The organism is Vreelandella lionensis, assembly GCF_002087295.1.
Lineage (GTDB): Bacteria > Pseudomonadota > Gammaproteobacteria > Pseudomonadales > Halomonadaceae > Vreelandella > Vreelandella lionensis.
The window spans coordinates 1-21178 of record NZ_MWVI01000061.1 but is presented as its reverse complement, the minus strand read 5'-3'; the positions used below and the strand labels follow the sequence as shown (position 1 = coordinate 21178).

16 protein-coding genes and 4 pseudogenes are annotated in these 21178 nt (G+C 55.2%); 14 read left to right on the top strand and 6 right to left on the bottom strand.

Annotated elements, in window-relative coordinates:
* Positions 1-50 precede the first annotated feature (50 nt).
* The 8 genes and pseudogenes from B4967_RS07740 to arsJ all read left to right on the top strand — a co-directional run bounded on the left by B4967_RS07740 (position 51) and on the right by arsJ (position 8927).
* On the top strand, positions 51-1244 hold the full coding sequence (locus B4967_RS07740) for a multidrug effflux MFS transporter (protein WP_083024535.1): 1194 nt from the start codon (positions 51-53) through the stop codon (positions 1242-1244).
* Positions 1244-1975 carry a sulfite exporter TauE/SafE family protein gene (locus B4967_RS07735; protein WP_083024534.1) on the top strand — a complete coding sequence of 244 codons (732 nt, stop codon included), beginning with the start codon at positions 1244-1246 and terminating at the stop codon, positions 1973-1975. The genes B4967_RS07740 and B4967_RS07735 overlap by 1 nt, the downstream gene beginning before the upstream one ends.
* 117 nt (positions 1976-2092) lie before the next feature.
* Entirely contained in the window at positions 2093-3106 is a 1014-nt protein-coding gene (locus tag B4967_RS07730; protein WP_083024532.1) for a substrate-binding domain-containing protein, read from the top strand.
* Positions 3107-3252: 146 nt separating this feature from the next.
* Positions 3253-4503 (top strand): annotated as a pseudogene (gene pstC, locus B4967_RS07725) (phosphate ABC transporter permease subunit PstC).
* A gap of 18 nt (positions 4504-4521) precedes the next feature.
* Entirely contained in the window at positions 4522-5688 is a 1167-nt protein-coding gene (gene pstA, locus B4967_RS07720; protein ID WP_083024530.1) for a phosphate ABC transporter permease PstA, read from the top strand.
* Positions 5689-5711: 23 nt separating this feature from the next.
* Entirely contained in the window at positions 5712-6551 is an 840-nt protein-coding gene (gene pstB, locus B4967_RS07715) for a phosphate ABC transporter ATP-binding protein PstB (protein ID WP_083024528.1), read from the top strand.
* A 128-nt stretch (positions 6552-6679) separates the two neighbouring features.
* Positions 6680-7711 carry an ArsJ-associated glyceraldehyde-3-phosphate dehydrogenase gene (locus tag B4967_RS07710; RefSeq protein WP_083024527.1) on the top strand — a complete coding sequence of 344 codons (1032 nt, stop codon included), beginning with the start codon at positions 6680-6682 and terminating at the stop codon, positions 7709-7711.
* A gap of 49 nt (positions 7712-7760) precedes the next feature.
* Positions 7761-8927, top strand: a complete 1167-nt coding sequence (gene arsJ / locus B4967_RS07705; RefSeq protein WP_243470408.1) for an organoarsenical effux MFS transporter ArsJ — start codon at positions 7761-7763, stop codon at positions 8925-8927.
* A gap of 38 nt (positions 8928-8965) precedes the next feature.
* Here the strand turns inward: arsJ and B4967_RS07700 are convergent, their stop codons facing one another.
* The 5 genes and pseudogenes from B4967_RS07700 to arsH all read right to left on the bottom strand — a co-directional run bounded on the left by B4967_RS07700 (position 8966) and on the right by arsH (position 12180).
* Positions 8966-9262 (bottom strand): CC/Se motif family (seleno)protein, encoded by a 297-nt coding sequence (locus B4967_RS07700; protein ID WP_083024525.1) that lies wholly within the window; start codon positions 9260-9262, stop codon positions 8966-8968.
* Positions 9263-9279: 17 nt separating this feature from the next.
* Positions 9280-9687: an arsenate reductase (glutaredoxin) gene (gene arsC, locus B4967_RS07695; protein ID WP_083024524.1), complete on the bottom strand. Its 408-nt coding sequence runs from the start codon at positions 9685-9687 to the stop codon at positions 9280-9282.
* A complete protein-coding gene (locus B4967_RS07690) occupies positions 9687-10340 on the bottom strand; it encodes an NADPH-dependent FMN reductase (RefSeq protein ID WP_083024522.1) in 654 nt (217 codons plus the stop codon). The genes arsC and B4967_RS07690 overlap by 1 nt, the downstream gene beginning before the upstream one ends.
* Positions 10341-10352: 12 nt before the next feature.
* Positions 10353-11420 carry an ACR3 family arsenite efflux transporter gene (arsB, locus tag B4967_RS07685; protein ID WP_083024520.1) on the bottom strand — a complete coding sequence of 356 codons (1068 nt, stop codon included), beginning with the start codon at positions 11418-11420 and terminating at the stop codon, positions 10353-10355.
* 13 nt (positions 11421-11433) lie between these two features.
* Positions 11434-12180, bottom strand: a pseudogene (arsH, locus tag B4967_RS07680) (arsenical resistance protein ArsH).
* A gap of 148 nt (positions 12181-12328) precedes the next feature.
* Between arsH and B4967_RS07675 the strand changes: the two are divergent.
* Positions 12329-12739 (top strand): arsenate reductase ArsC, encoded by a 411-nt coding sequence (locus tag B4967_RS07675; protein WP_083024519.1) that lies wholly within the window; start codon positions 12329-12331, stop codon positions 12737-12739.
* A 26-nt stretch (positions 12740-12765) separates the two neighbouring features.
* Positions 12766-14454 carry a methyl-accepting chemotaxis protein gene (locus B4967_RS07670; RefSeq protein ID WP_083024649.1) on the top strand — a complete coding sequence of 563 codons (1689 nt, stop codon included), beginning with the start codon at positions 12766-12768 and terminating at the stop codon, positions 14452-14454.
* Between the two features lie 52 nt (positions 14455-14506).
* Here B4967_RS07670 and B4967_RS07665 read toward each other — a convergent pair.
* Positions 14507-15695, bottom strand: a pseudogene (locus B4967_RS07665) (acetyl-CoA C-acyltransferase).
* A gap of 127 nt (positions 15696-15822) precedes the next feature.
* On the opposite strand from B4967_RS07665, the gene B4967_RS07660 reads away from it, so the two are divergent.
* From B4967_RS07660 to B4967_RS07645, 4 genes and pseudogenes are all read left to right on the top strand, one after another.
* Entirely contained in the window at positions 15823-16386 is a 564-nt protein-coding gene (locus B4967_RS07660; RefSeq protein WP_083024517.1) for a TetR/AcrR family transcriptional regulator, read from the top strand.
* 192 nt (positions 16387-16578) lie between these two features.
* Complete coding sequence (locus tag B4967_RS07655; protein ID WP_083024515.1) at positions 16579-18249, top strand: AMP-binding protein; 1671 nt, start codon at positions 16579-16581, stop codon at positions 18247-18249.
* A 17-nt stretch (positions 18250-18266) separates the two neighbouring features.
* Positions 18267-19033: pseudogene (locus B4967_RS07650) on the top strand (SDR family NAD(P)-dependent oxidoreductase).
* Between the two features lie 227 nt (positions 19034-19260).
* Positions 19261-21066: an acyl-CoA dehydrogenase C-terminal domain-containing protein gene (locus B4967_RS07645; RefSeq protein ID WP_083024514.1), complete on the top strand. Its 1806-nt coding sequence runs from the start codon at positions 19261-19263 to the stop codon at positions 21064-21066.
* The last annotated feature ends 112 nt before the right edge of the window (positions 21067-21178 follow it).

Genomic DNA, 21178 nt, shown 5'->3' with positions numbered 1-21178 from the left:
CCTTTTCGGCGGCACGCGCCGCTTTTTTTATGCCCATTTTAAGGAGGCTTATGGAACTTAATCCTCGTCGGGTGGCTTGGTTGGTGGCCGCCAACACAGCGCTTTCGCCTTTCGCGATTGATGCCTATCTGCCTGCCATCGGCATACTGGCCGAGAGTATTAATGCCAGCATTCACCATACTGAACTCTCGATCAGTATGTTTTTGTTTGGGTTTGCATTGGGCCAGCTCTGCTTTGGGCCGTTATCAGATCGGTTAGGCCGGAAGCCGGTGCTGTTAAGTGGGCTAGGGGTCTTTATGCTGGCCAGCTTAATGATTACCACCGCCGATAGCTTAACGTCGCTATTGGCTTGGCGCTTTATTCAAGCGTTAGGGGGCGGAGCCTGTGTGGTGAACTCGGCTGCCATCGTGCGTGACTGTTTCAGCGGGCGTGAGGCGGCTAAGGTGATGTCCACCATGGCCATGATCATGATGCTGCCCCCGCTGGTGGCACCGGCGGTGGGTAGCCTGCTGCTTCACATTGCTGGCTGGTGGCTCATCTTTATTTTCCTGGCTGTTTATGCCGGTTTCTTACTTTGGCTGTTAGGTACGCGCTTACCTGAAACCCGCGATACCAACTTGCCTGCGGCCTCGCCTCGGCAAGTGATCCGCAACTATGCAAGCGTGCTGCGCCACAAAGAGGGCATGGGCTATATCTGTGCGGTAGCCGCTTCGTTTGCCGGGCTATTTGCCTTTGTGACCGCATCGCCATTTTTATACTTGGACTATTTTTCGCTTTCGCCAAGCGTCTACCCACTGGTGTTTGGGGTGAACGTAGTGGTGATTGCGCTCTCCAACCGCGTCAATATTCACTTGCTGCGCAATCGCACACCACAGCAGAACCTGCGCTTAGGTCTGGCTGTTCAACTAGTGGCCGCCCTGGGTCTTGTGTTGGCCACGGCGCTTAACGTGGCGTCGCTCTATGTGGTGGTGCCGCTGGTGATGATGTTTACGGGCATGATTGGTCTGATTACGCCCAACGCCATCTCTTCATTGTTGGATCATTTTGGCCATATAAGTGCCACCGCGACAGCGCTGTTGGGTGGCATACAGTTTAGCTGTGGGGCGCTGGCAGGTGTCTTAGTAGGGCTGTTCCAGGTTGAGCACTTATGGCCCATGGTGCTGACCATGTTAGGTGCTGCCCTGCTGGGTAATATCGGTGTGAGAATGCTAACCCAAGCCCCAAAGGTGGATGACGCGTTGTAATGGATAGCCTGCTGCAGTGGTTAGAGGTGCCCTTGGATAGCTGGTTAGCCTGCGCAGCTGTACTGCTGCTAGGTGCCTTTGTACAGCGGGCCACGGGCTTTGGCTTGGCGGTGGTGGGTGCGCCACTGCTGTTGATGATAGAGCCACGGCTGGTGCCGGTGATTTTGGTGCTGTTTGGTTTCACCGTCTCTTTGATGATGGTGCGCCGTTACTGGCATGAGGTGAGGTTAAGGGAAATAGGCGTTGCCCTGATTGGACGCTTACCGGGTAACGGATTGGGCATTTGGCTGTTGCTGGCAGCGCCGATGGTTGTGCTGGAAAAGTTAATTGCCGCCATCGTGCTATTTGCTGTGCTGGTCACGGTATGCCGCTTCGAACTGCCGGTGAACCGCTTCACGCTATTTGTGGCGGGTATTCTCTCCGGCGTTTTTGGGACGGTGGCGGCCATCGGCGGGCCGCCCATTGTGCTACTGATGCATGGTTTTTCACCTGACCGCATGCGCGGCAACTTAGCAGCCTTTTTTGTCCTGACCTCTCTATTAACCCTGCTGACGCTGGCGCTGGCAGGGCAGATCAGCGTTTGGCATTTCAAGCTGGCGCTTACCTTTCTTCCTGCTGTCTTACTGGGCAATGCACTGGCCGATACCATCGCCCATCGATTGGATAAACAACTGCTGCAGCGCTTGTCATTGGGGTTATGCACCCTCGCAGCGCTTGGCTTACTGCTATAGGCGAAGCAGCCGAACAAAAAGTTTGGCTGTTTTTTTCGATGTCATAAAGATGTCATCGAAGCAGTGCAAAGTACGTCATGCGAAGGCCAGAACCCTAAATCGACAGGAGTATTTCGCATGAACCGTATTCTAAAAACCACCGTTATCGCGGCGGCTGTAATGAGCGTTGCCGGTGTGGCACAAGCACGTGACCAGATTCGTATCGTCGGCTCCAGTACTGTTTATCCGTTCGCCAGCTACGTTACTGAAGAGTTTGGCGCGCTGACCAACTTCCCGACGCCGGTTATCGAGTCTACAGGTTCTGGCGGTGGTATTCGTCTGTTCTGTAACGGTGTTGGCGAAGGTACGCCGGACATCACCAACGCGTCTCGTCGCATGAAGCTTTCTGAGCTTGAGCGCTGCGAAGAGAACGGTGTAACTGATATCACCGAAGCGAAAATCGGTTCTGACGGTATCGTTCTGGGCTTAGCCGCTACTAATGAACCGATCGACCTGACGCTTGAGCAAATCTTCCTGGCGGTAGCTGCACAGGTGCCGGTAGACGGCGAGCTGGTAGAAAACCCCTACACCAACTGGAGCGACATCGACGCTTCTCTGCCGGATCGCGCCATCTCTATCTATGGCCCGCCCAGCACTTCTGGTACCCGTGACGCGTTCGAAGAGCTGGTCATGGAAGCCGCTTCTTCCGAGATGGATATCTATGGTGAAGAAGGTTACACCGACATTCGTACCGACGGCGTTTATATCGACGCGGGTGAGAACGACAACCTGATCGTTCAGCGTCTGGCGGAAGACACTGGCGCCTTCGGTATCTTCGGTTACTCCTTCCTGGTCGAAAACCCGGACACCATCATGGGTGCGACCATTGGCGGTGTTGAGCCTGACGTAGAAGCCCTTAGCTCTTGTGAGTACCCGGTTGCTCGTTCACTGTGGTTCTACCTGAAGAACCAGCACGCTGACGAAGTACCGCCGATGTACGAATATGCCAACATGTTCATGGAAGATCAGATGATCGGTGACGATGGTTACCTGATCGACCTCGGCCTGATTCCGCTGCCGGAATCAGAGCGTGAGCAATCGCGTCAGAAAGTGGCTGACCGCACCAAGCTGGTGGCGGCTGACCTGAAATAATCGCTAGCACATAGCGAGTACATGGCCGGTAGCGAATGCTACCGGCCATTTGTTTTGGGGTGTGCTGCCTTTGTCATATTGCTGTCATGTTTTTAATCCAAAGTAGCAGCCAACACGATTTCATTAGGTGATGCGAGAGAAATTCGATGCAAACTAACCAGCTACTTTTACTCTTTTGCACAGTGCTCTTGCTGCTTGGGCTAGTGGCTTTTTTTGTAGGTCGAGCGAAGGCTGCGCGAGTGCGTGCTTCTGGCGCGTAGATGTATGCACAGCCTGATCAGTATGCGTGGTTTGCTGTTCTCTCAACGGCAGGGCCTGCGGTGCTGGTGGGGGCGCTGGGTTCACTGCTGCTACTGTTGTTAGGAGCGGATATTCCGCCAATGTATTTGCTGGCAGCGAGTTTAGTGGTCGCTGCGGCTGGTTTGGCAGTTGGTGTGGCTCAAGTGAAGCCACATTTTCATGCTCGTCAGGCTATTGAACGGGTGATTCGTTGGGTGCTGACCGGCGCGGCGATGATCTCGATCTTCACTACCTTCGGTATTCTGTTTTCGATCATCTCGGAAGCTCTGCGCTTTTTCCAAATGCACAGCTTCTGGGACTTCATTACTGGCACTACTTGGAACCCCGGGGCTAGCTTCCTAGCCGCCGCCGGACGCGGTGACGGTAGCAGCGCTGAATTTGGCTCGGTACCGCTGTTCGCGGGTACCTTCATGATCACTGCCATTGCGCTGTTGGTGGCAGTGCCTATCGGCTTGCTGTCAGCTGTTTATATGTCCGAGTATGCTCCTCAGCGGGTGCGTACGATCGCTAAGCCAGTGCTCGAGGTGTTGGCAGGTATTCCCACGGTGGTTTACGGCTTCTTCGCCGCCATTACCGTTGCGCCTATCATCGTCAACATCGCCGGCTTCTTTGGCCTGGATGCCTCTTATAACAACGCCGTTGCCCCTGGCATCGTGATGGGCATCATGATCATCCCGTTTATCTCGTCGCTCTCTGATGACGTGATCAACTCCGTACCTGACAGCATGCGCCAAGGCTCGCTGGCACTAGGGATGACGAAAGGTGAAACCATCCGTGACGTGGTTATACCTGCGGCGCTGCCCGGTATTATCTCTGCCGCACTGCTGGGCATGTCCCGAGCGCTGGGCGAGACCATGATTGTGGTGATGGCGGCCGGTATGCGCCCGAACCTAACGGCCAACCCGCTAGAAGATATGACCACCGTGACCGTACGCATTGTGGCATCGCTGACTGGCGACCAAGAGTTCGAGAGTGCCGAAACGCTCTCTGCATTCGCGCTGGGTCTTGTGCTGTTTGTCGTGACCCTGACGCTCAACCTGGTATCTGTGTTAATGATTCGCCGCTTCCGCGAAAAATACCGCGTGAACAACCTGTAACGCCGAGGAACTGATTCGATGAGCCACTCTTTTGACGAGATCAGCCAGCAGCTTAAGCGGCGTCACCGTAAGTCGGCACGCCTGAAGTGGGCCTCCATGGGCGCGCTGGGCTTAGCAGGACTATTCTTAGTGCTGTTCTTTGCTGACATGCTGAGCAAAGGCCTACCTGCTTTTCAGCAGGCTTATATCAATACCGAAGTTCGCTACACTGAAGAAGCGAGCCGCGATGGCCGCCAAGCGTTTGACCAGGATTTGATACCACTTATTAGCCGCACGGTGGTACGCGTTATTCCGCTACAGCTGCGCAACAACCCAGAAATGATCGGCACCTCTGAGCAGCGCTGGATGCTAGCCACCAGCGAAGTGGACCAGTACCTGAAAGGGCATCGGAACCGTCTAAGCGACGAAGAAAAAGCGGAGATTGATGAGCGCGTTGCTGCAGGTCAGGTTGATTTGCGTTTCAACAAAACGTTCTTCGGTTCGGGGGATTCGAAAATCGCCGAGAACGCCGGTATCTTGTCGGCGGTGGTCGGTACCATCATGACCATGATCGTGACGCTGTTGATCTCTTTCCCCATCGGCGTGATGACGGCTATTTACCTAGAAGAGTTTGCCCCGGATAACCGTTTTACCCAGATTATTGAGATCAATATCAACAACCTGGCAGCGATTCCGTCAATTCTGTTTGGTTTGCTGGGTCTGGCGATTTTCATCAACTTCTTCGGCGTGCCGCGCTCATCTCCGTTGGCAGGTGGTATGACGCTGGCGCTGATGACGCTTCCGGTCATCATTATTGCCACCCGTACCGCTCTGCGTAGCGTGCCGGATTCCATTCGCCACGCGGCATTTGGTGTAGGCTGCTCGCGCTGGCAAGTGGTGCGCGACCACGTTCTGCCGCTGGCGATGCCCGGTATCATGACAGGCTCGATTATCGGCTTGGCCGAGGCCATGGGTGAAGCTGCACCGCTGATCATTGTGGGGATGGTGGCCTTTATTCCGGATGTGGGCGCTTCCTTTACTCAGGCAGCAACTGTTATGCCTGCACAGATCTTTACCTGGTCAGGTGAGCCGGAACAGGCTTTCGTTGAAAAAACCGCTGGTGGCATCCTAGTGCTACTGTCTGTGCTGATTTCGCTCAACGCCTTTGCCGTTGTGCTACGCAAGAAATTCGAGCGTCGCTGGTAAGCCGGCGCCCAAGAGGACACTTTATGAATAGCCAAGCACCCGTTATGAATCAGCAGCATACACCAGATGTTGCCCAGCCTTACACACGTAATGAGCAAGCATGCCACGATCTCAGCATTCGTGTTCGCGACCTCAACCTGTGGTACGGCAAGAGCCAAGCGTTGAAAGGGCTGAATATCGACCTGTTTCAGAAGAATGTGACCGCGCTGATTGGCCCTTCGGGGTGCGGTAAGTCGACCTTTTTGCGCTGCTTGAACCGTATGAACGACTTGATTCCCAGCGTGCATATTGAAGGTCTGGTAGAGATGGACGGCCAGGATGTGAATGCTGGCAAGATGGATGAAGTGGCGCTGCGCCGCCGGGTAGGGATGGTGTTCCAGAAGCCGGACCCGTTCCCGAATTCTATCTACGAGAACATCGCCTACGCACCGCGTATGCACGATTTGGTGAGCCGTAAAGCCGACCAGGATGAGCTAGTGGAAAAAGCCCTGCGCGATGCCGGTTTGTGGAACGAGGTGAAGGATAAGCTGCAAGAGCCGGGCACCTCGCTCTCTGGTGGTCAGCAGCAGCGTTTGTGCATTGCTCGGGCGATCGCTGTACAGCCTGACGTCATTTTGATGGATGAACCGACGTCAGCACTGGATCCGATCTCCACGGCCACCATCGAAGACTTGATGGATAAGCTGAAAGAGCAGTTCACCATCGTGACCGTGACGCACAACATGCAGCAGGCGGCGCGCGTGGCGGACTACACGGCGTTCTTCCACCTGGGTGAAATCATCGAGTATAACGACACGAAAGTGATGTTCTCGACCCCGGCACAGAAGAAAACCGAAGACTATATTTCTGGCCGTTACGGCTAAATAGATCGCTGCTTGTTGGCCCGCTACCGTAGCGGGCCTCCAAGCAGCGTTTTTTTATCTACCAATATATGATTTTTCGTATATAAGCGATAGGCTTTGGCTTTATTGCACATTTGGAGGGTCGACCTATGTCACTTCGCATCGGTATTAACGGATTTGGCCGTATTGGACGTTTAGCGCTGCGCAGCCTTTGGCCGCAGGTGGCGGCAGGCGAGGTGGCGTTGGTGCGTATTAACGACCCTGGTGGTGATGCGGCCACCTTTGCCCATTTATTGGAGTTTGATTCCGTCCACGGCCAATGGATGCCAGGGCAGGGCATGACGGCGCGTCAGGATGCTATTGTCATTGATGGTCATGAGGTGGCCTTTAGTGCCCATCAAACCATTGTAGAGAGCGACTGGTCGGGCTGCGATGTGGTCATCGAGTGCTCTGGTAAAATGAAAAGTACCGACAAGCTACAGGCCTACCTGGATCAAGGCGTTGGGCGCGTAGTGGTGAGTGCGCCGGTGAAAGAGGAGGGCGTGCTCAATGTGGTGGTGGGTGTGAACGACCACCTGTTTGAGCCAGCCAAGCACCGTATTGTCACGGCCGCTAGCTGCACCACTAACTGCCTAGCGCCGGTCGTCAAAGTGATTCTTGAGCATTTTGGTATTCGTCACGGTTCCATGACCACCGTGCATGACATTACCAATACCCAAACCATTTTGGATGCACCCCACAAAGACCTGCGCCGGGCCCGCGCCTGCGGTATGAGCCTAATCCCCACCACCACGGGCTCAGCGAAAGCCATTACGGCGATTTTTCCTGAGCTTGAAGGCAAGCTAAACGGCCACGCGATTCGCGTACCGCTGGCTAACGCATCTCTCACCGATATGGTGTTCGAGCTTGAGCGGGAAGTGACCGTCGAGGAGGTGAATCAAGTGCTCAAGGCTGCCGCCGATGGCCCCCTCAAAGGCATTCTGGGCTATGAAGAGCGCCCGCTGGTATCGATCGACTACCGCACCGACCCGCGCAGCTCAATTATTGATGCCCTCTCTACCATGGTGGTGAACGGCACTCAGTTAAAGCTCTACGCGTGGTACGACAACGAGTGGGGTTACGCCAATCGTACCGCCGAGCTGGCACGTATGGTGGGTGGGGAGCCGGTTGGCCGTGGCTGAATCGCTGCTGGATAAAGTCAGGGCGCTACCGTTCGAGGTGCGCCAGTACATGCTGATTACCGGCAACTACTGGGCGTTCACCATTACCGACGGGGCGCTGCGGATGCTGGTGGTAATGTATTTCCACCAGCTCGGCTACTCGCCGCTGCAAATCGCCATGCTGTTTCTGTTCTATGAAGCGTTTGGTGTGGTAACGAACTTGGTGGGCGGCTGGCTAGGGGCGAGACTGGGCTTGAACCGCACTATGAATGTGGGGCTAGGGCTGCAAATTGTGGCGCTCGCCATGCTAATGGTCCCTGCTGGTATGTTGACCGTTGTGTGGGTAATGGCCGCCCAGGCGCTGTCGGGCATTGCCAAAGACCTCAATAAAATGAGCGCTAAAAGCGCCGTGAAGGTGCTGGTGCCGGCCACGAGTGCCAATGCCAACAGCGCCTTATACCGCTGGGTCGCTATGTTGACCGGCTCTAAAAATGCCCTGAAAGGCCTGGGCTTTTTTGTTGGCGGTGTGCTGCTCACGCTGATTGGCTTTCGTGGGGCGGTCATTGCCATGGCCATCATGCTGGGTGCTGTGCTGCTACTATCGCTCTGGCGCCTCAAGGCGGATTTGGGCAAGCAAAAAGTCACACCCAAGTTCTCCGAGATCTTTTCAAAATCCCGTGCTATCAACGTGCTCTCTGCCGCGCGGTTTTGTCTGTTTGCTTCTCGTGATGTGTGGTTTGTCGTGGCGCTGCCGGTCTTTCTTTATGATCAGCACGGCTGGAGCCACTGGACCGTGGGCGGTCTATTAGCGGCTTGGATTATTGGGTACGGCGGAGTGCAAACCCAAGCGCCGAAGCTCACTGCCTTACTAAAAGGCGATGCGAGAACCATCACCGCTGGCTGGGCCGCCGCCCTGGCCGTTTTGGCCATTGTGCTAGCGCTACTTCCCTTGGCGCAGGTGGGCTGGCTGGTGGTGGGCCTGTTGGCGTTTGGCGTGCTGTTTGCCGTGAACTGCAGTTGGCACAGTTATCTGATCGTTCACTATGCCCGCGCTGACGGCGTCTCGATGGACGTAGGGTTTTACTATATGGCCAATGCCATGGGGCGCTTGGTCGGCACGCTGCTCTCCGGGTGGCTCTACATGGAATACGGCCTGAGTGCCTGCCTTTGGGTGGCGGCTGCCTTGGTGGCGGCAAGCTCTATGATGGCCCTTGCATTGCCTAAGCAGGCAGCGTGAGCGATGTGCACCATGCCGATTCACGGCGCGGGCGTGTCCTAGTGCCCAGCGCGTAGCGGGGCACCATCGACGAATAGCCGCTGCAGCTTCCACCACCCTTCCACCCGGAGTCGTAAGCCCTGATGGGTAAGCTCCGGGGCTATCCAGAGCGTCGCTCCTTGCAGCTGGTGGCATTCAAACGTTGAGGTCTCTTTGGGGGCAGACGTCTCGGCGATGGCGATGCGCGACGTGCCTCCGCAGCAGCCGTGACGGGGTGAAAACCGTACCGTGACCACGCCCCCTTGTTGCTTGATAAAAGCGGCAGCTTTTTCTTCTATTTCAATGATCGGGTCCATCGCTTCTTGAGCGCCTCTTACGTGGGTGGGTAGTCAACATGCTCACCATCCTCTTTCACAAAGTGCGCCACTGGCCGCTTCAGCAGCGCCAATACCTGTTCGGAAGGTCGGCAGAGTTTTGCGCCTTTGGGTGTGATAACGATAGGGCGATTGATGAGGATCGGATGTGCCAGCATGACGTCGATAAGCTGATCATCGCTTAACGTAGGGTCATCCAATGTGAGCTCATCGTAAGGCGTGCCTTTGCGGCGCAGCAGTTCTCGCGGTGGCAGCTTCATCATCGCCAGCAGCGCTACCAACCGCTCTCGGCTGGGCGGCGTTTCCAGGTAGTGGATCACGTCAGGATCTTCCCCTGAGGCTTTGATCATGGCCAGCGTGTTGCGCGATGTGCCGCAGTTGGGGTTGTGGTAGATAGTGACTGACATTAAGGGGCGTCACGCTGAGAGGGTGTTTGGTTAATAGCTGGCGATAGGCTAGTAGGATCTTGCTTGGCCTTGTGCGCTTTGGCCGCGTTTGCCCACCATATCAACTGTGCTAGCGTGCGGCCAAAATAGCCTTCCCAGCGCTCTTGCTCTGCACGAAATTGCCCATCGCTATCGAGGGCTTCATGAGCCTTTGGGATATGTATCATCGCTGAGACAGGCAAGCAGCCCAGCTCAGATAGAAACGAACGCATATTCACCGCAGCGCGGGTGCCGCCCCACTGGCCCATGGAGTAGGTGACGATGGCGCTGGGTTTAAACGCAAATAGCGACGCGCCAAAGTGATTCAGTAAATGACTCAGTGCTGGGCTCATGGCGTGGTTGTACTCAGGGCTGACCATGACGTAGCCATCTGCTTGATCAATTTTTATTGCCAGGGCGTCCAGATCATCCGGAACCGTAGAGGCGGAGTAGGCAAAATGCGGTTTAAACGGGCCGCTCAAATCGAGTGAGAGCGGGTCAATAATCTCCGCCGTCGTATCGCGCTGTGCGCTGAGTAACTGCAAGCACGCTTTGGCTACCCGCTCGCCCAGGCGGGCGGGCGCGGGAGGCGTTGACGTTCTGGTCGAGCCGAGAAAAATCAAATAGTGCGCCATCAAGCAGGCTCCTTAAGCATGAGTAGGGAAGTGCTGACGCGTGTTATTGGCAATGCGCACCAGGGCCAGCATCAGCGGTACCTCTACCAGTACACCCACCACCGTTGCTAGAGCAGCGCCCGATTGCAGGCCAAACAGCGCAATGGCGGCGGCCACGGCAAGCTCAAAAAAGTTGCTGGCACCAATCATCGCCCCAGGTGCAGCAATAGTGTGCGGCACGCGCCACGCTTTCGCCCAGCCATAGGCAATGAAGAAGATCAAAAACGTCTGCAGAATTAGCGGAATGGCGATCAATACGATATGCAGTGGATTGTTCAGAATGACATCGCCTTGAAACGCGAAAAGCAGGACCAGCGTAATGATCAGACCCATCGGCGTGACCGGGCCAATGCGCTTCATAAAGACGTTGTCGTACCACTGGGCACCGCGCTTAGCGATAAGGGTTTTCCTCGTGAGGTAGCCTGCCGCCAGGGGAATGACGATGTAGAGCACTACCGACAGTAGCACCGTATCCCAGGGTACCTGAATATTGGAAATACCCAGCAGCAAGACAACGATCGGCGCAAAGGCAAACAGCATGATGAGGTCGTTGAGGGCGACTTGTACCAGCGTATAGGCCGCATCGCCCCGCGTTAGGTAGCTCCAGACGAAGACCATCGCCGTGCAGGGCGCAGCGCCCAGCAAAATGGCCCCCGCAAGGTACTGGCTGGCCAGCGCATCAGGGATCCAAGGTTTAAAAATCACCATAAAAAATAGCCATGCCAGGGCAAACATGGTGAAGGGTTTGATGAGCCAGTTCACCGTGGTGGTGATGGCCAGCCCTTTTGGCTGGCGGCGCACGCCAGCGATCGCGCTAAAGTCAATTTGCGCCATCATGGGAAAAATCATCGCCCATATCAGTACGGCGATCGGGATCGACACCTGCGCGTATTCAAAGTGTGAAAGAGCCTCGGGAATGGCGGGAGCCCACTGGCCTAACGCAACACCGGCCACAATCGCCGCGGCGACCCAAAGCGACAGATAGCGTTCGAAAAGCCCCATGTCAGCACTGCTGGGGGCTGCTTTCTCCTGATGTGACATGCTCGCTCCTTGATTAGATGGCCCGCTGGTTAACGCGCTTGGAGAGCTCTTCGGCGCTCTCTTTACGCTCTGAGTATCGGTCGGTGAGCAGGTCGCTGCGCTCTCGTACCAGTAGAGTGAATTTTACGAGTTCTTCCATGACATCCACGATGCGATCATAAAACGGCGATGGCTTCATGCGGTCGTTGTCATCGAACTCCATAAAGGCTTTGGGTACGGACGATTGGTTAGGGATCGTCACCATGCGCATCCAGCGGCCCAAAATGCGCAGCTGGTTCACCGTGTTAAAAGATTGTGAACCACCGCAGACCTGCATCACGGCCAGGGTTTTGCCTTGGGTAGGGCGTACGCCGCCCAACGCCAGGGGTATCCAATCAATTTGTGCTTTCATAATGCCTGTCATCGCCCCGTGACGCTCTGGCGAGCACCACACCATCCCATCTGCCCACTGTGCTAGGGAGCGCAGCTCTTCCACCTTAGGATGGCTGGCATCTTCGGCATCTTCGGCATCTTCGGCATCTTCGGCATCAGGAAGCGGCAGGCCGCGCGGATTAAAAATGTGTGTTTCAGCGCCCATCGCGTTCAGCAGGCGGGCGGCTTCTTCGACCGCCAAGCGGCTAAATGAGCGCTAGCGTAGGGATCCGTACAGCAGCAAAATCTTAGGGGCAGGTTTGGTAGAGGACGGCAGCCCTAACGAGTCTAGACTGGGCGTGCGGAAGAGTGCAGGGTCTAGGTTGGGTAAATCCTCAAGTAGGGCCATGAGGGCTCCTTAGTGAGTAAATGCGATCAATAACACTTATGATATATGTTTTATCGTATATTTCTAGCAGGCCGTTCAGGTTGCAATATTGCCGTCATCATCTGGGTGTATGGTTGGGCTGTAAAATTAAATAAGAGGTTGTTTATTTATGTCGAAGCGTCGCGTGCTCTTTCTCTGTAATGCCAATTCTGCGCGCTCTCTCATGGGAGAAGTGCTACTTCGCCATATGGCCGGTGATCGCTTCGAATCCTTCAGTGCAGGCTCTGAACCCGATGAGCCCCATGCGCTAACCCTTGAAGCCTTAAAAAAGCAGGGTCTTTCGACAGATGGGCTGCACAGTAAGTCGCTGGATCAGTTCGAGAACGAAACGTTCGACGTAGTGATCGTGCTGTGTGACAAAGCTCAGCAGGCGTGCCGCGATTGGCAAGGGAAAGCAGGCGAAATTCTATTCTGGGACATCCGTGACCCTCGTCTGATCAGTAAGTTGGACGCTTACGAGCAGGCGCTGTTCGAGATCCGCCGACGTTTACAGCTGTGGCTACCGCTGCAAAAAAGCTGATCATTTCTATCTCGACGGGGTGCACCATGAAATTTATCAATAATTTAAGCGTCAAGGCGAGTTGGACGCTGGTACTCGTGACTTTTACTGGCCTTGTGCTCGCCATTGGTGGCTTAGGGCTTTTTGCCAACCAGTTTGGCCGCGATGCCTTTACATCGATGCAGCAGCGCGACATGGCTCAGGTGCGCGAGCTAAATAGCGCTTACACACAGCTGTTGCGTGCCAGGGTACAGATGAATCGGGCAGCTGAGCTGATTCGCACTCCCTCGTTTGATCGTCCAGAGCCGCTTCTGGAAGAGTCGGATCGGTTGCTGGCATCGGCGGCCACGCATTTTGAAGCTTTCCAAGCGAGCTTTCCGGAGGGGGAGCAGCCCGAGCTGGTCGGCCAGTTGGCGAGCAATTTTCAATCCCTGGTAAATAACAACCTTAGCCTGCAGATGATGATGCTAGAAGAGCGCGATGTGCGCGGCTTTCTTTCTGGCGAATCTCGGGTTGATGATAGCAGTCAGCAGTTTGTTAACACCGCAGAAGCGTTTTACGGCTATTCGGTGGCCCGTGGCGCTGGCTTGTCTGAGCGTTTCGAGAACGTCTCATCGCTGCTCTTCATGGGCGTAGTTGGGGTCGTCGTGCTGGCGCTGCTGGTGGTAGGCGTGGTGGTGTGGGGGGTACGTCGTAACGTGCTGCGGCCGCTGCGGGTTATTACTCAACACTTCAAGCGTATTGCCAAGGGCGATTTATCCTCCCCGGTGGAAGCGCACGCCAATAATGAAATTGGCCTGCTGTTTAGCGAGCTGGCGAATATGCAGCGCTCGTTAACCACCACCGTGAATCACCTCAATAACAGCAGCCAGCAGGTGTATAGCGATAGCCAAGCCATGGCAACACAAAGCCAGCAGTTGGCTGGACAAACCGATTCTCAAGTATCGGCGCTTCAGCAGATGGCCGCGAGCCTTGAGCAGCTCACAGCGACGGTGAATCAAAACGCGGAAAGCGCAGCGCATGTAAATCGCTCTACCACCGACGTGTCTCATAAAGCGCAGCAGGGCGATGAAGTGATCGCTCAGTTTATTGCCACCATGCAGTCTATCAACGAGCACTCCGAAGAAATTCAAAGCATTATCAAGGTGATCGAAAGCATTGCGTTCCAAACCAATATTTTGGCATTGAACGCCTCTGTAGAGGCGGCGCGGGCTGGCGAGCATGGACGCGGATTTGCTGTAGTGGCTAGTGAAGTTAGGGCGCTGGCAACGCGCAGTGCCGATGCTGCTCACGATATTCGTGCACGTATTGAGGCCTCCAGTAAAAGCGTTGAGCAGGGTAGCGAACTTTCTCAACAGGCAGGCGAGCACACTCGGGCAATCATGCAAGCGGCGACTCAGGTTGAGCACTTGATGGCTCAAATGGCCAAAGCCTCTGAAGAGCAGCGTCGCGGTATTGAAGAAGTGAACGTTGCTGTCACGCAAATCGACGCGACGACTCAAGATACGATGCGCCTGGTCAACCAAACGGCACAAAGCGCCGAGGGGTTAACCCAAGAAGCGCTGCAGATGCGTGAGTATGCGGGGCAGTTCCGTATTGTTGAGGAGGCCCCAGTACCTGACGTACATGATGACGAAGAGGCGGAGCAGCCTCTGGAGCAGTTGGATTGGCAGGCAATGGCAAGCGCTGAATCGAGTGATCGCGATCATAAAGAAGATATGCGCGCCTTGGCATAGTGGCTGCCAAGACGCGGATGGGAATTGTACTGTGTGATGCTGCGGTGAGTGTTTAATCCATGAGCTCAACGGCAACGGCGGTGGCTTCGCCGCCGCCAATGCAAAGGCTTGCAATACCGCGTTTGCCGCCTTTCGTGCGCAGGGCATGAATTAGCGTGGCGATAATACGTGAGCCGGTGGAGCCAATAGGGTGGCCTTGAGCGCAAGCACCGCCAAACACGTTCACCTTCTCATGGGGTAAACCCAGGTCGTCCATGGCCATGAGGGTCACGACGGCGAAAGCTTCATTGATCTCAAACAGATCGACATCGTTAACGCCCCAGCCAAGCTTTTTCATCAGCTTTTCAATTGCGCCTACAGGGGCGATGGTAAATTCGCTTGGATGACGGGAGTGAGTGGCATGTCCTAGCATTCTGGCCAGCGGTTTGATGCCGTGACGCTGGGCTGCTTCTTGGCTGGCAAGAATCAGGGCCGACGCTCCGTCGGAGATAGAGCTGGCGTTGGCAGCGGTGATGGTGCCATCTTTTGCAAACGCGGGGCGCAGCTGACGGATTTTATCCAGCTTGGCTTGGAAGGGCTGTTCATCGTGAGAAACAACGGTGTCGCCCTGGCGCGTGGTGACCGTGACAGGGGCCATTTCGGCGTCTAAATCGCCATTGTTGGTGGCGGCCATCGCTCGTTCAAGCGAAGCAATGGCGAAGTCGTCTAGCCGCTCGCGGGTATAGCCGCGCTCTGTAGCTACCATCCTGCGCAAAGACGCCCATCAGTTTGCCGGTTTCGGCATCTTCAAGGCCATCCAGGAACATATGATCTTTGAGCTCGCCGTGGCCCAGTCGATAGCCGCCGCGTGCCTTAGTGAGTACATGAGGCGCATTCGACATAGACTCCATGCCGCCTGCTAATAAAATCTCTCCGCTACCGGCCTTGATCAAATCATGCGCGAGCATGGTGGCTTTCATGCCTGACCCGCAGAGTTTATTGATGGTGGTGGCACCGTTGGCATCGGGAATGCCTGCTTGGCGCATCGCCTGGCGTGCGGGGCCCTGTTTAACGCCAGCAGGCAAAACGCAGCCCATGATGCCCTCTTCAATAGCGGCAGCGTCGATACCTGCGCGTTCAATAGCGGCACGGATGGCAACTGCGGCAAGTTCGGGGGCGCTCATGCTGGAAAGGCTGCCCATCATACCGCCCATTGGGGTGCGGGCGGCGGATAAAAAGACGACGTCGGTAGCGCTACTCATTGTCTATCTCCTGATAGATTTTTTGTGATTATCTGGCTGAGTGATTAGCGATGCGTTGACCCATTCGCGGGGCTGTGGTCTTCTCCTAAGTAACCAAGCAAGCGCTAGTGTAAATGACATGAATGTAATGAATGCATCTCCTCGCCGCAAGGAATTGACGCGCTTAGCAGCTCAGCTATTCGTCCAAGAGGGCTTTGATCGCACCACGGTGCGCATGTTGGCCCAGGAAATGGGCATCAAGTCCGGCAGCCTGTTTCATCACTTCAAAGATAAGCAGGAAATTCTGGCAGCAGTGATTGAGGAGGGCACCCAGAACGCACTAGGCATCGCAAAAGCCGCGTTGCAATCTTGCCCCGACAGTGCAGAAGCTCGGCTGCATGCCATGGCAAGGGCGCACCTGGAAACGCTGTTTGCAGATCGTAATGCTCACGTGGTGGCGCTGTTTGAATGGCGGCGTTTAGACCCCGCCGCCAGCGCCCACCTTAGCCACCTACGCGATGCTTATGAGGCGATGTGGGTTGAGGTGATTGATGACGCTCTGGCGGCAGGGTTGATTCATGGCGACCGCTTCCTCGTTTCCCGCTTTATTTTAGGCGCGTTGAACTGGACCGTTCGTTGGTATGACCCCAACGGCCCGCGCACCCCAGACGACCTTGCTGATGAGCTTGTGGCAATGATCCTGTCGCGCTAATGCTTGGCGCTGTCTCTTCCCAATCGACCAACGTCTAACCTCATAGCCGCGCTTGTGGCTTGCGCTCTTGGGAAATGCTTTTAGCGTTGGTCTATCGGTAGGTTTCCGTTAACGTAAACGCACAATAATGCCAACACTACGTTGAATCCTGCCTGTCCGGGTGCTCACGACCAACAACATAAGAGAGCCGTCATGACAGCAACATCCACGTCACTTCCCCCGTATTCGAGTTTTCTTGAAAGCTTTTCGGTTGATAGCGTCGTCGCCAAGCTTGACGACCATCAGGATGGATATTTAAACGCCTTTGACGCCTGTTGTGGCCGGCATGTGCGCCAAGGGCGTGGTGATGTATTGGCGCTAGTGCATGAAGATACCCAGGGCCAAACCCATACGCTGACCTATTCTGAACTTGATCAGCAGAGCGGCCAATTAGCGGGCTGGTTCAAAAGCCAAGGGCTCGGTGAGGGCGATCGAATTGCCTGCATGTTGCCCCGTTCGGTCAATTTGCTGATTACCGTGCTGGCAACCTGGCGCATTGGGGCCGTCTACCAGCCGCTGTTCACTGCGTTTGGGCCGGACGCCGTGGATTATCGGCTTAGCCGAGCAGACACCAAGCTGGTGATTACCGATCGCGTAAACCGCTATAAATTCGATGGTTTGAGCCAGTGTCCACCGGTATTGGCGGTGGGCGGCGCAACCCGAGAGCACCCTAACGATCACGACTGGCAGGCTGCGTTGACGTATACGTCAATGAGCGACAGGCCGCCTAGATTGTCGCCGGATAAGCCGTTTCTACAGATGTTTACTTCCGGCACGGTGGGCAAGCCCAAAGGGGTAGCGGTGCCGTTATCGGGTATGACCGCATTTGCGCTCTATATGGAGCTGGCGGTTGATCTTCGTGAAGATGACCGCTTCTGGAATATGGCGGACCCTGGCTGGGCCTATGGTCTCTATTACGCTATTGCTGGGCCGCTCTTACTGGGTGTTACAACCCATTTCTGTGAAGCAGGGTTCAGTGCAGAGGGTGCGCTGGCATTTATGAAGCGCCACCGCATCACCAATTTTGCAGCGGCACCTACGGCATACCGTTTGATGAAAGCGTCTGGCCTGTTTGATGACGCCCATCAAGCATTAACGCTGCGAGCAGCCAGCTCTGCTGGGGAGCCGCTGAACACGGAGGTTGTTACCTGGGTAGAAAGATCGCTGGGTTGCCCGGTGATGGATCATTACGGCCAAACGGAAACCGGGATGACCTGTAATAACCACCACTCTCTTGAGCACCCAAAACACGTGGGGGCCATGGGCGTTCCTATGCCAGGCTACCGGCTGGCCATTCTTGATGCGGAATATAACGAGCTGCCGCCCGGTGAGCCTGGTGTTTTAGCGGTGGATATCAAGAATTCACCCGCCCACTTTTTCCAAGGCTATACCTGGCAGGAGAAAGACCCCTTCGTTAACGGTTACTACCTGACCGGCGATGTGGTGATTCGCAATGAAGATGGTTCGTTCCAGTTTGCAGGCCGCGACGATGACATCATCACTACTGCAGGGTATCGGGTGGGACCGACAGACGTTGAAAATAGTGTGATGACACATCCAGCGGTGGCGGAATCCGCCGCGGTGGGGCAGCCGGACGAGATTCGCGGCGAAGTGATTAAATCTTACATCGTTTTGCGCGACGGCTTCGAACCCAGCGATGCCCTGGCGGAAGAGATTCGCCAGCAGGTGCGCGAACGGCTCTCTACCCACGCTTTCCCCAGGGTGATTGAGTTTGTCGATGAGCTACCTAAAACCCCCAGCGGCAAGATTCAGCGCTTTAAGCTGCGTGCCCAAGCGGCAGAGCAAGTGCGCGATAACTCATAATTCATAGGAAGAGTGCTATGCAGGTAAAGGATCGTACGTTTTTGATTACTGGCGCTGCCTCAGGTCTTGGTGCGGCCACGGCAGAACGGCTGGTAAACGCTGGTGCCAATGTAGTGCTGTGCGATATGAGTGATCGGGTGTTGAATCTAGCAGAACAGCTGGGTGCTCAGGCTAAAGCCTGTGTCGCTGATATCACCTCTGCCGCTGATATGCAGCAGGCGGTGAATACGGCGGTGGCGTGGGTGGCGAAAGGGGGGTTTCTGGGGTGGTTCACTGTGCGGGGGTGGTGAGCGTCGCCAAGTTAGTGGATCGAGAAGGCAATCCTGCCGACCTTGACAGCTATGCACGCACGGTCAATATCAACTTAGTTGGCACTTTTTATGTGATGCGGCTAGCGGCCGCTGCGATGGCTAAAAACCCGCCCGGTGATAGCGGTTAGCGTGGTGTGATTATCAACACAGCGTCTATTGCGGCGTTCGATGGGCAGGTGGGGCAGTGTGCCTACAGCGCCTCTAAGGCGGGGGTCGTGGGAATGAGCCTGCCAGCGGCGAGAGAACTGTCCCGACATGCCATTCGCGTTATGGCCATTGCCCCTGGAGTGGTTGAGACGCCAATGATGAGCGAGATTCCTGATGAGGCCGCCCAAGCATTAGCTGCTGCAGTGCCTTTCCCCAAGCGTTTGGGGAAACCTGAAGAGTTTGCGCTGTTAGCAGAGCAAATCATTACCAACTCCATGCTTAATGGAGAGGTGATTCGTCTGGACGGTGGAATACGCATGCAGTAAGCCGCTTTAAGCATACCGCTCTTGGTCAGCCTGCTCATATTTCGAGCAGGCTTTTTTGTATTTAAAACAGGTGCTTGTATTTGTGGTGACCAAAGTCGTAGTCGGTTTTTTAGCTTAATTCAAACGACTGCTTGACTGGATTGTGTGAGCGCGCTAGTTTTCAAACATGTGTTTGAAAGGCGTTGGTGAAGCCCAGCCCTTTCGGCCCCCTGTTTAGGAGAAGTGACATGCCCAGCTATCAAGCCCCTCTGCGTGACATGCGTTTCGTGATGGACGAAATGTTTGATTACCCAAGCCACTACGCCGCATTACCCAATGGTGAAGATGCTTCGCCAGATGTCGTGAGTGCTATTTTGGAAGAGGGTGGTCGCTTTGCTCGTGAGGTGCTGCTACCTCTCAATCAAAGCGGTGATGAGGAGGGTTGTTTGCTGGAAGGGGGCGAGGTGAAAGCTCCTAAAGGGTTTAAAGAAGCCTATCAGCAGTATGTTGAAGGCGGCTGGCCGAGCTTGGCGGCAGATCCTGAGCAAGGTGGTCAGGGCCTTCCGCACTCATTGGCGATGATGCTCTCTGAAATGATCTGCGCTACTAACTTAGCGTGGGGTATGTACCCGGGCTTGTCACATGGTGCGGCGGATGCGCTGCGTCATCACGGTACCGACGAGCAGAAGGCGACATACCTCACCAAGCTGGTAGAAGGTGTTTGGACTGGCACCATGTGCTTGACGGAGCCGCACTGCGGTACTGACCTGGGTTTGATCAAAACCCGTGCAGTGCCCGCTGAAGTTGGTGCTTATCACATTACGGGTACCAAAATCTTTATCTCGGCCGGTGAACACAATCTCGCTGAGAACATCGTCCATCTCGTGCTGGCCAAACTTCCAGATGCTCCTGAAGGATCTAAAGGTATTTCGCTATTCGTTGTGCCTAAATTTTTGCCGGACGCTGCGGGCAACCCTGGCGAGCGCAATGGCGTCAGCTGTGGTTCGCTTGAGCACAAAATGGGTATCCATGGTAACGCTACCTGCGTCATGAACTTTGATGGCGCAACGGGCTATCTAGTTGGCGCGCCGAATAAAGGCCTGGCCTGCATGTTCACCATGATGAACGCGGCTCGCTTAGGCGTGGGTATCCAAGGCTTAGGGTTGATGGAGGCTAGCTTCCAAAACTCGCTAAGTTATGCCCGTGACCGCTTACAGATGCGTGGGCTGTCTGGCGTACAAGCGCCGGATAAAGTCGCTGACCCTATTATTGTGCACCCTGATGTACGCCGTATGCTGCTGACACAAAAAGCCTTTGCCGAAGGCGGCCGCATGCTAGTGCTGTATACCGCTCAAATGCTCGATATTGTTGAGCACGGCGCGCCGGGCGAGGAGAAAGAGCGAGCGGAGACGCTGCTCGGTCTATTAACACCCATCGTCAAAGCTTTCCTGACGGAAGTAGGCTTCGAGTGTACCAATGAAGGCGTGCAGATTTTTGGTGGTCACGGCTTTATTAAGGAGTGGGGCATGGAGCAACTGGTGCGCGATGCGCGCATCACACGTCTCTATGAAGGTACGACCGGTATTCAAGCGCTTGATCTGCTGGGGCGCAAAGTGCTGATGAGTCAAGGTGAGTCGCTGAAGGTATTCACCAAAGAGATTCACAAGTTCTGCAAAGCAGAAGCGGATAACTCCGCATTAAAAGAGTTTATTGAGCCGCTGGCTAAGCTGAACGCCGAGTGGGGCGAGCTCACCATGGGCATCGGTATGAAAGCGATGCAGGACCGTGAAGAAGTAGGGGCTGCCAGCGTCGATTACTTGATGTACTCAGGCTATGTGACAGTTGCTTACCTGTTCGCACGTGCTGCCAAGCAGGCGGCTGCCTCCCAGGACGGTGATGATGCCGCTTTCTATCAGGCAAAGTTGAATACAGCGCGGTTCTATTACCAGCGCTTGTTACCGCGTACCAAAGCGCACGCGGCAATGATCCAAGCGGGAGCGGGCAGCTTAATGGCCATCTCAAGCGAAGATTTTGGCTTGGGCTTTGAGATTTAAGCCTAGGCGTTTACCAGGCACTCTCTGGTCAGGGTACTGATCGGTGGTTTGCGGCAGACTTGCCTTTGGCATCGTCTGCGGCTTTTTTTTCAAAACCCTCTTGCCAACCCGG

Coding starts and splice junctions, on each gene's coding strand:
- B4967_RS07740 (WP_083024535.1), top strand. CDS start 51: ATGGAACTTAATCCTCGTCGGGTGGCTTGGTTGGTGGCCGCCAACACA.
- B4967_RS07735 (WP_083024534.1), top strand. CDS start 1,244: ATGGATAGCCTGCTGCAGTGGTTAGAGGTGCCCTTGGATAGCTGGTTA.
- B4967_RS07730 (WP_083024532.1), top strand. CDS start 2,093: ATGAACCGTATTCTAAAAACCACCGTTATCGCGGCGGCTGTAATGAGC.
- pstA (WP_083024530.1), top strand. CDS start 4,522: ATGAGCCACTCTTTTGACGAGATCAGCCAGCAGCTTAAGCGGCGTCAC.
- pstB (WP_083024528.1), top strand. CDS start 5,712: ATGAATAGCCAAGCACCCGTTATGAATCAGCAGCATACACCAGATGTT.
- B4967_RS07710 (WP_083024527.1), top strand. CDS start 6,680: ATGTCACTTCGCATCGGTATTAACGGATTTGGCCGTATTGGACGTTTA.
- arsJ (WP_243470408.1), top strand. CDS start 7,761: ATGCTGATTACCGGCAACTACTGGGCGTTCACCATTACCGACGGGGCG.
- B4967_RS07700 (WP_083024525.1), bottom strand. CDS start 9,262: ATGGACCCGATCATTGAAATAGAAGAAAAAGCTGCCGCTTTTATCAAG.
- arsC (WP_083024524.1), bottom strand. CDS start 9,687: ATGTCAGTCACTATCTACCACAACCCCAACTGCGGCACATCGCGCAAC.
- B4967_RS07690 (WP_083024522.1), bottom strand. CDS start 10,340: ATGGCGCACTATTTGATTTTTCTCGGCTCGACCAGAACGTCAACGCCT.
- arsB (WP_083024520.1), bottom strand. CDS start 11,420: ATGTCACATCAGGAGAAAGCAGCCCCCAGCAGTGCTGACATGGGGCTT.
- B4967_RS07675 (WP_083024519.1), top strand. CDS start 12,329: ATGTCGAAGCGTCGCGTGCTCTTTCTCTGTAATGCCAATTCTGCGCGC.
- B4967_RS07670 (WP_083024649.1), top strand. CDS start 12,766: ATGAAATTTATCAATAATTTAAGCGTCAAGGCGAGTTGGACGCTGGTA.
- B4967_RS07660 (WP_083024517.1), top strand. CDS start 15,823: ATGAATGCATCTCCTCGCCGCAAGGAATTGACGCGCTTAGCAGCTCAG.
- B4967_RS07655 (WP_083024515.1), top strand. CDS start 16,579: ATGACAGCAACATCCACGTCACTTCCCCCGTATTCGAGTTTTCTTGAA.
- B4967_RS07645 (WP_083024514.1), top strand. CDS start 19,261: ATGCCCAGCTATCAAGCCCCTCTGCGTGACATGCGTTTCGTGATGGAC.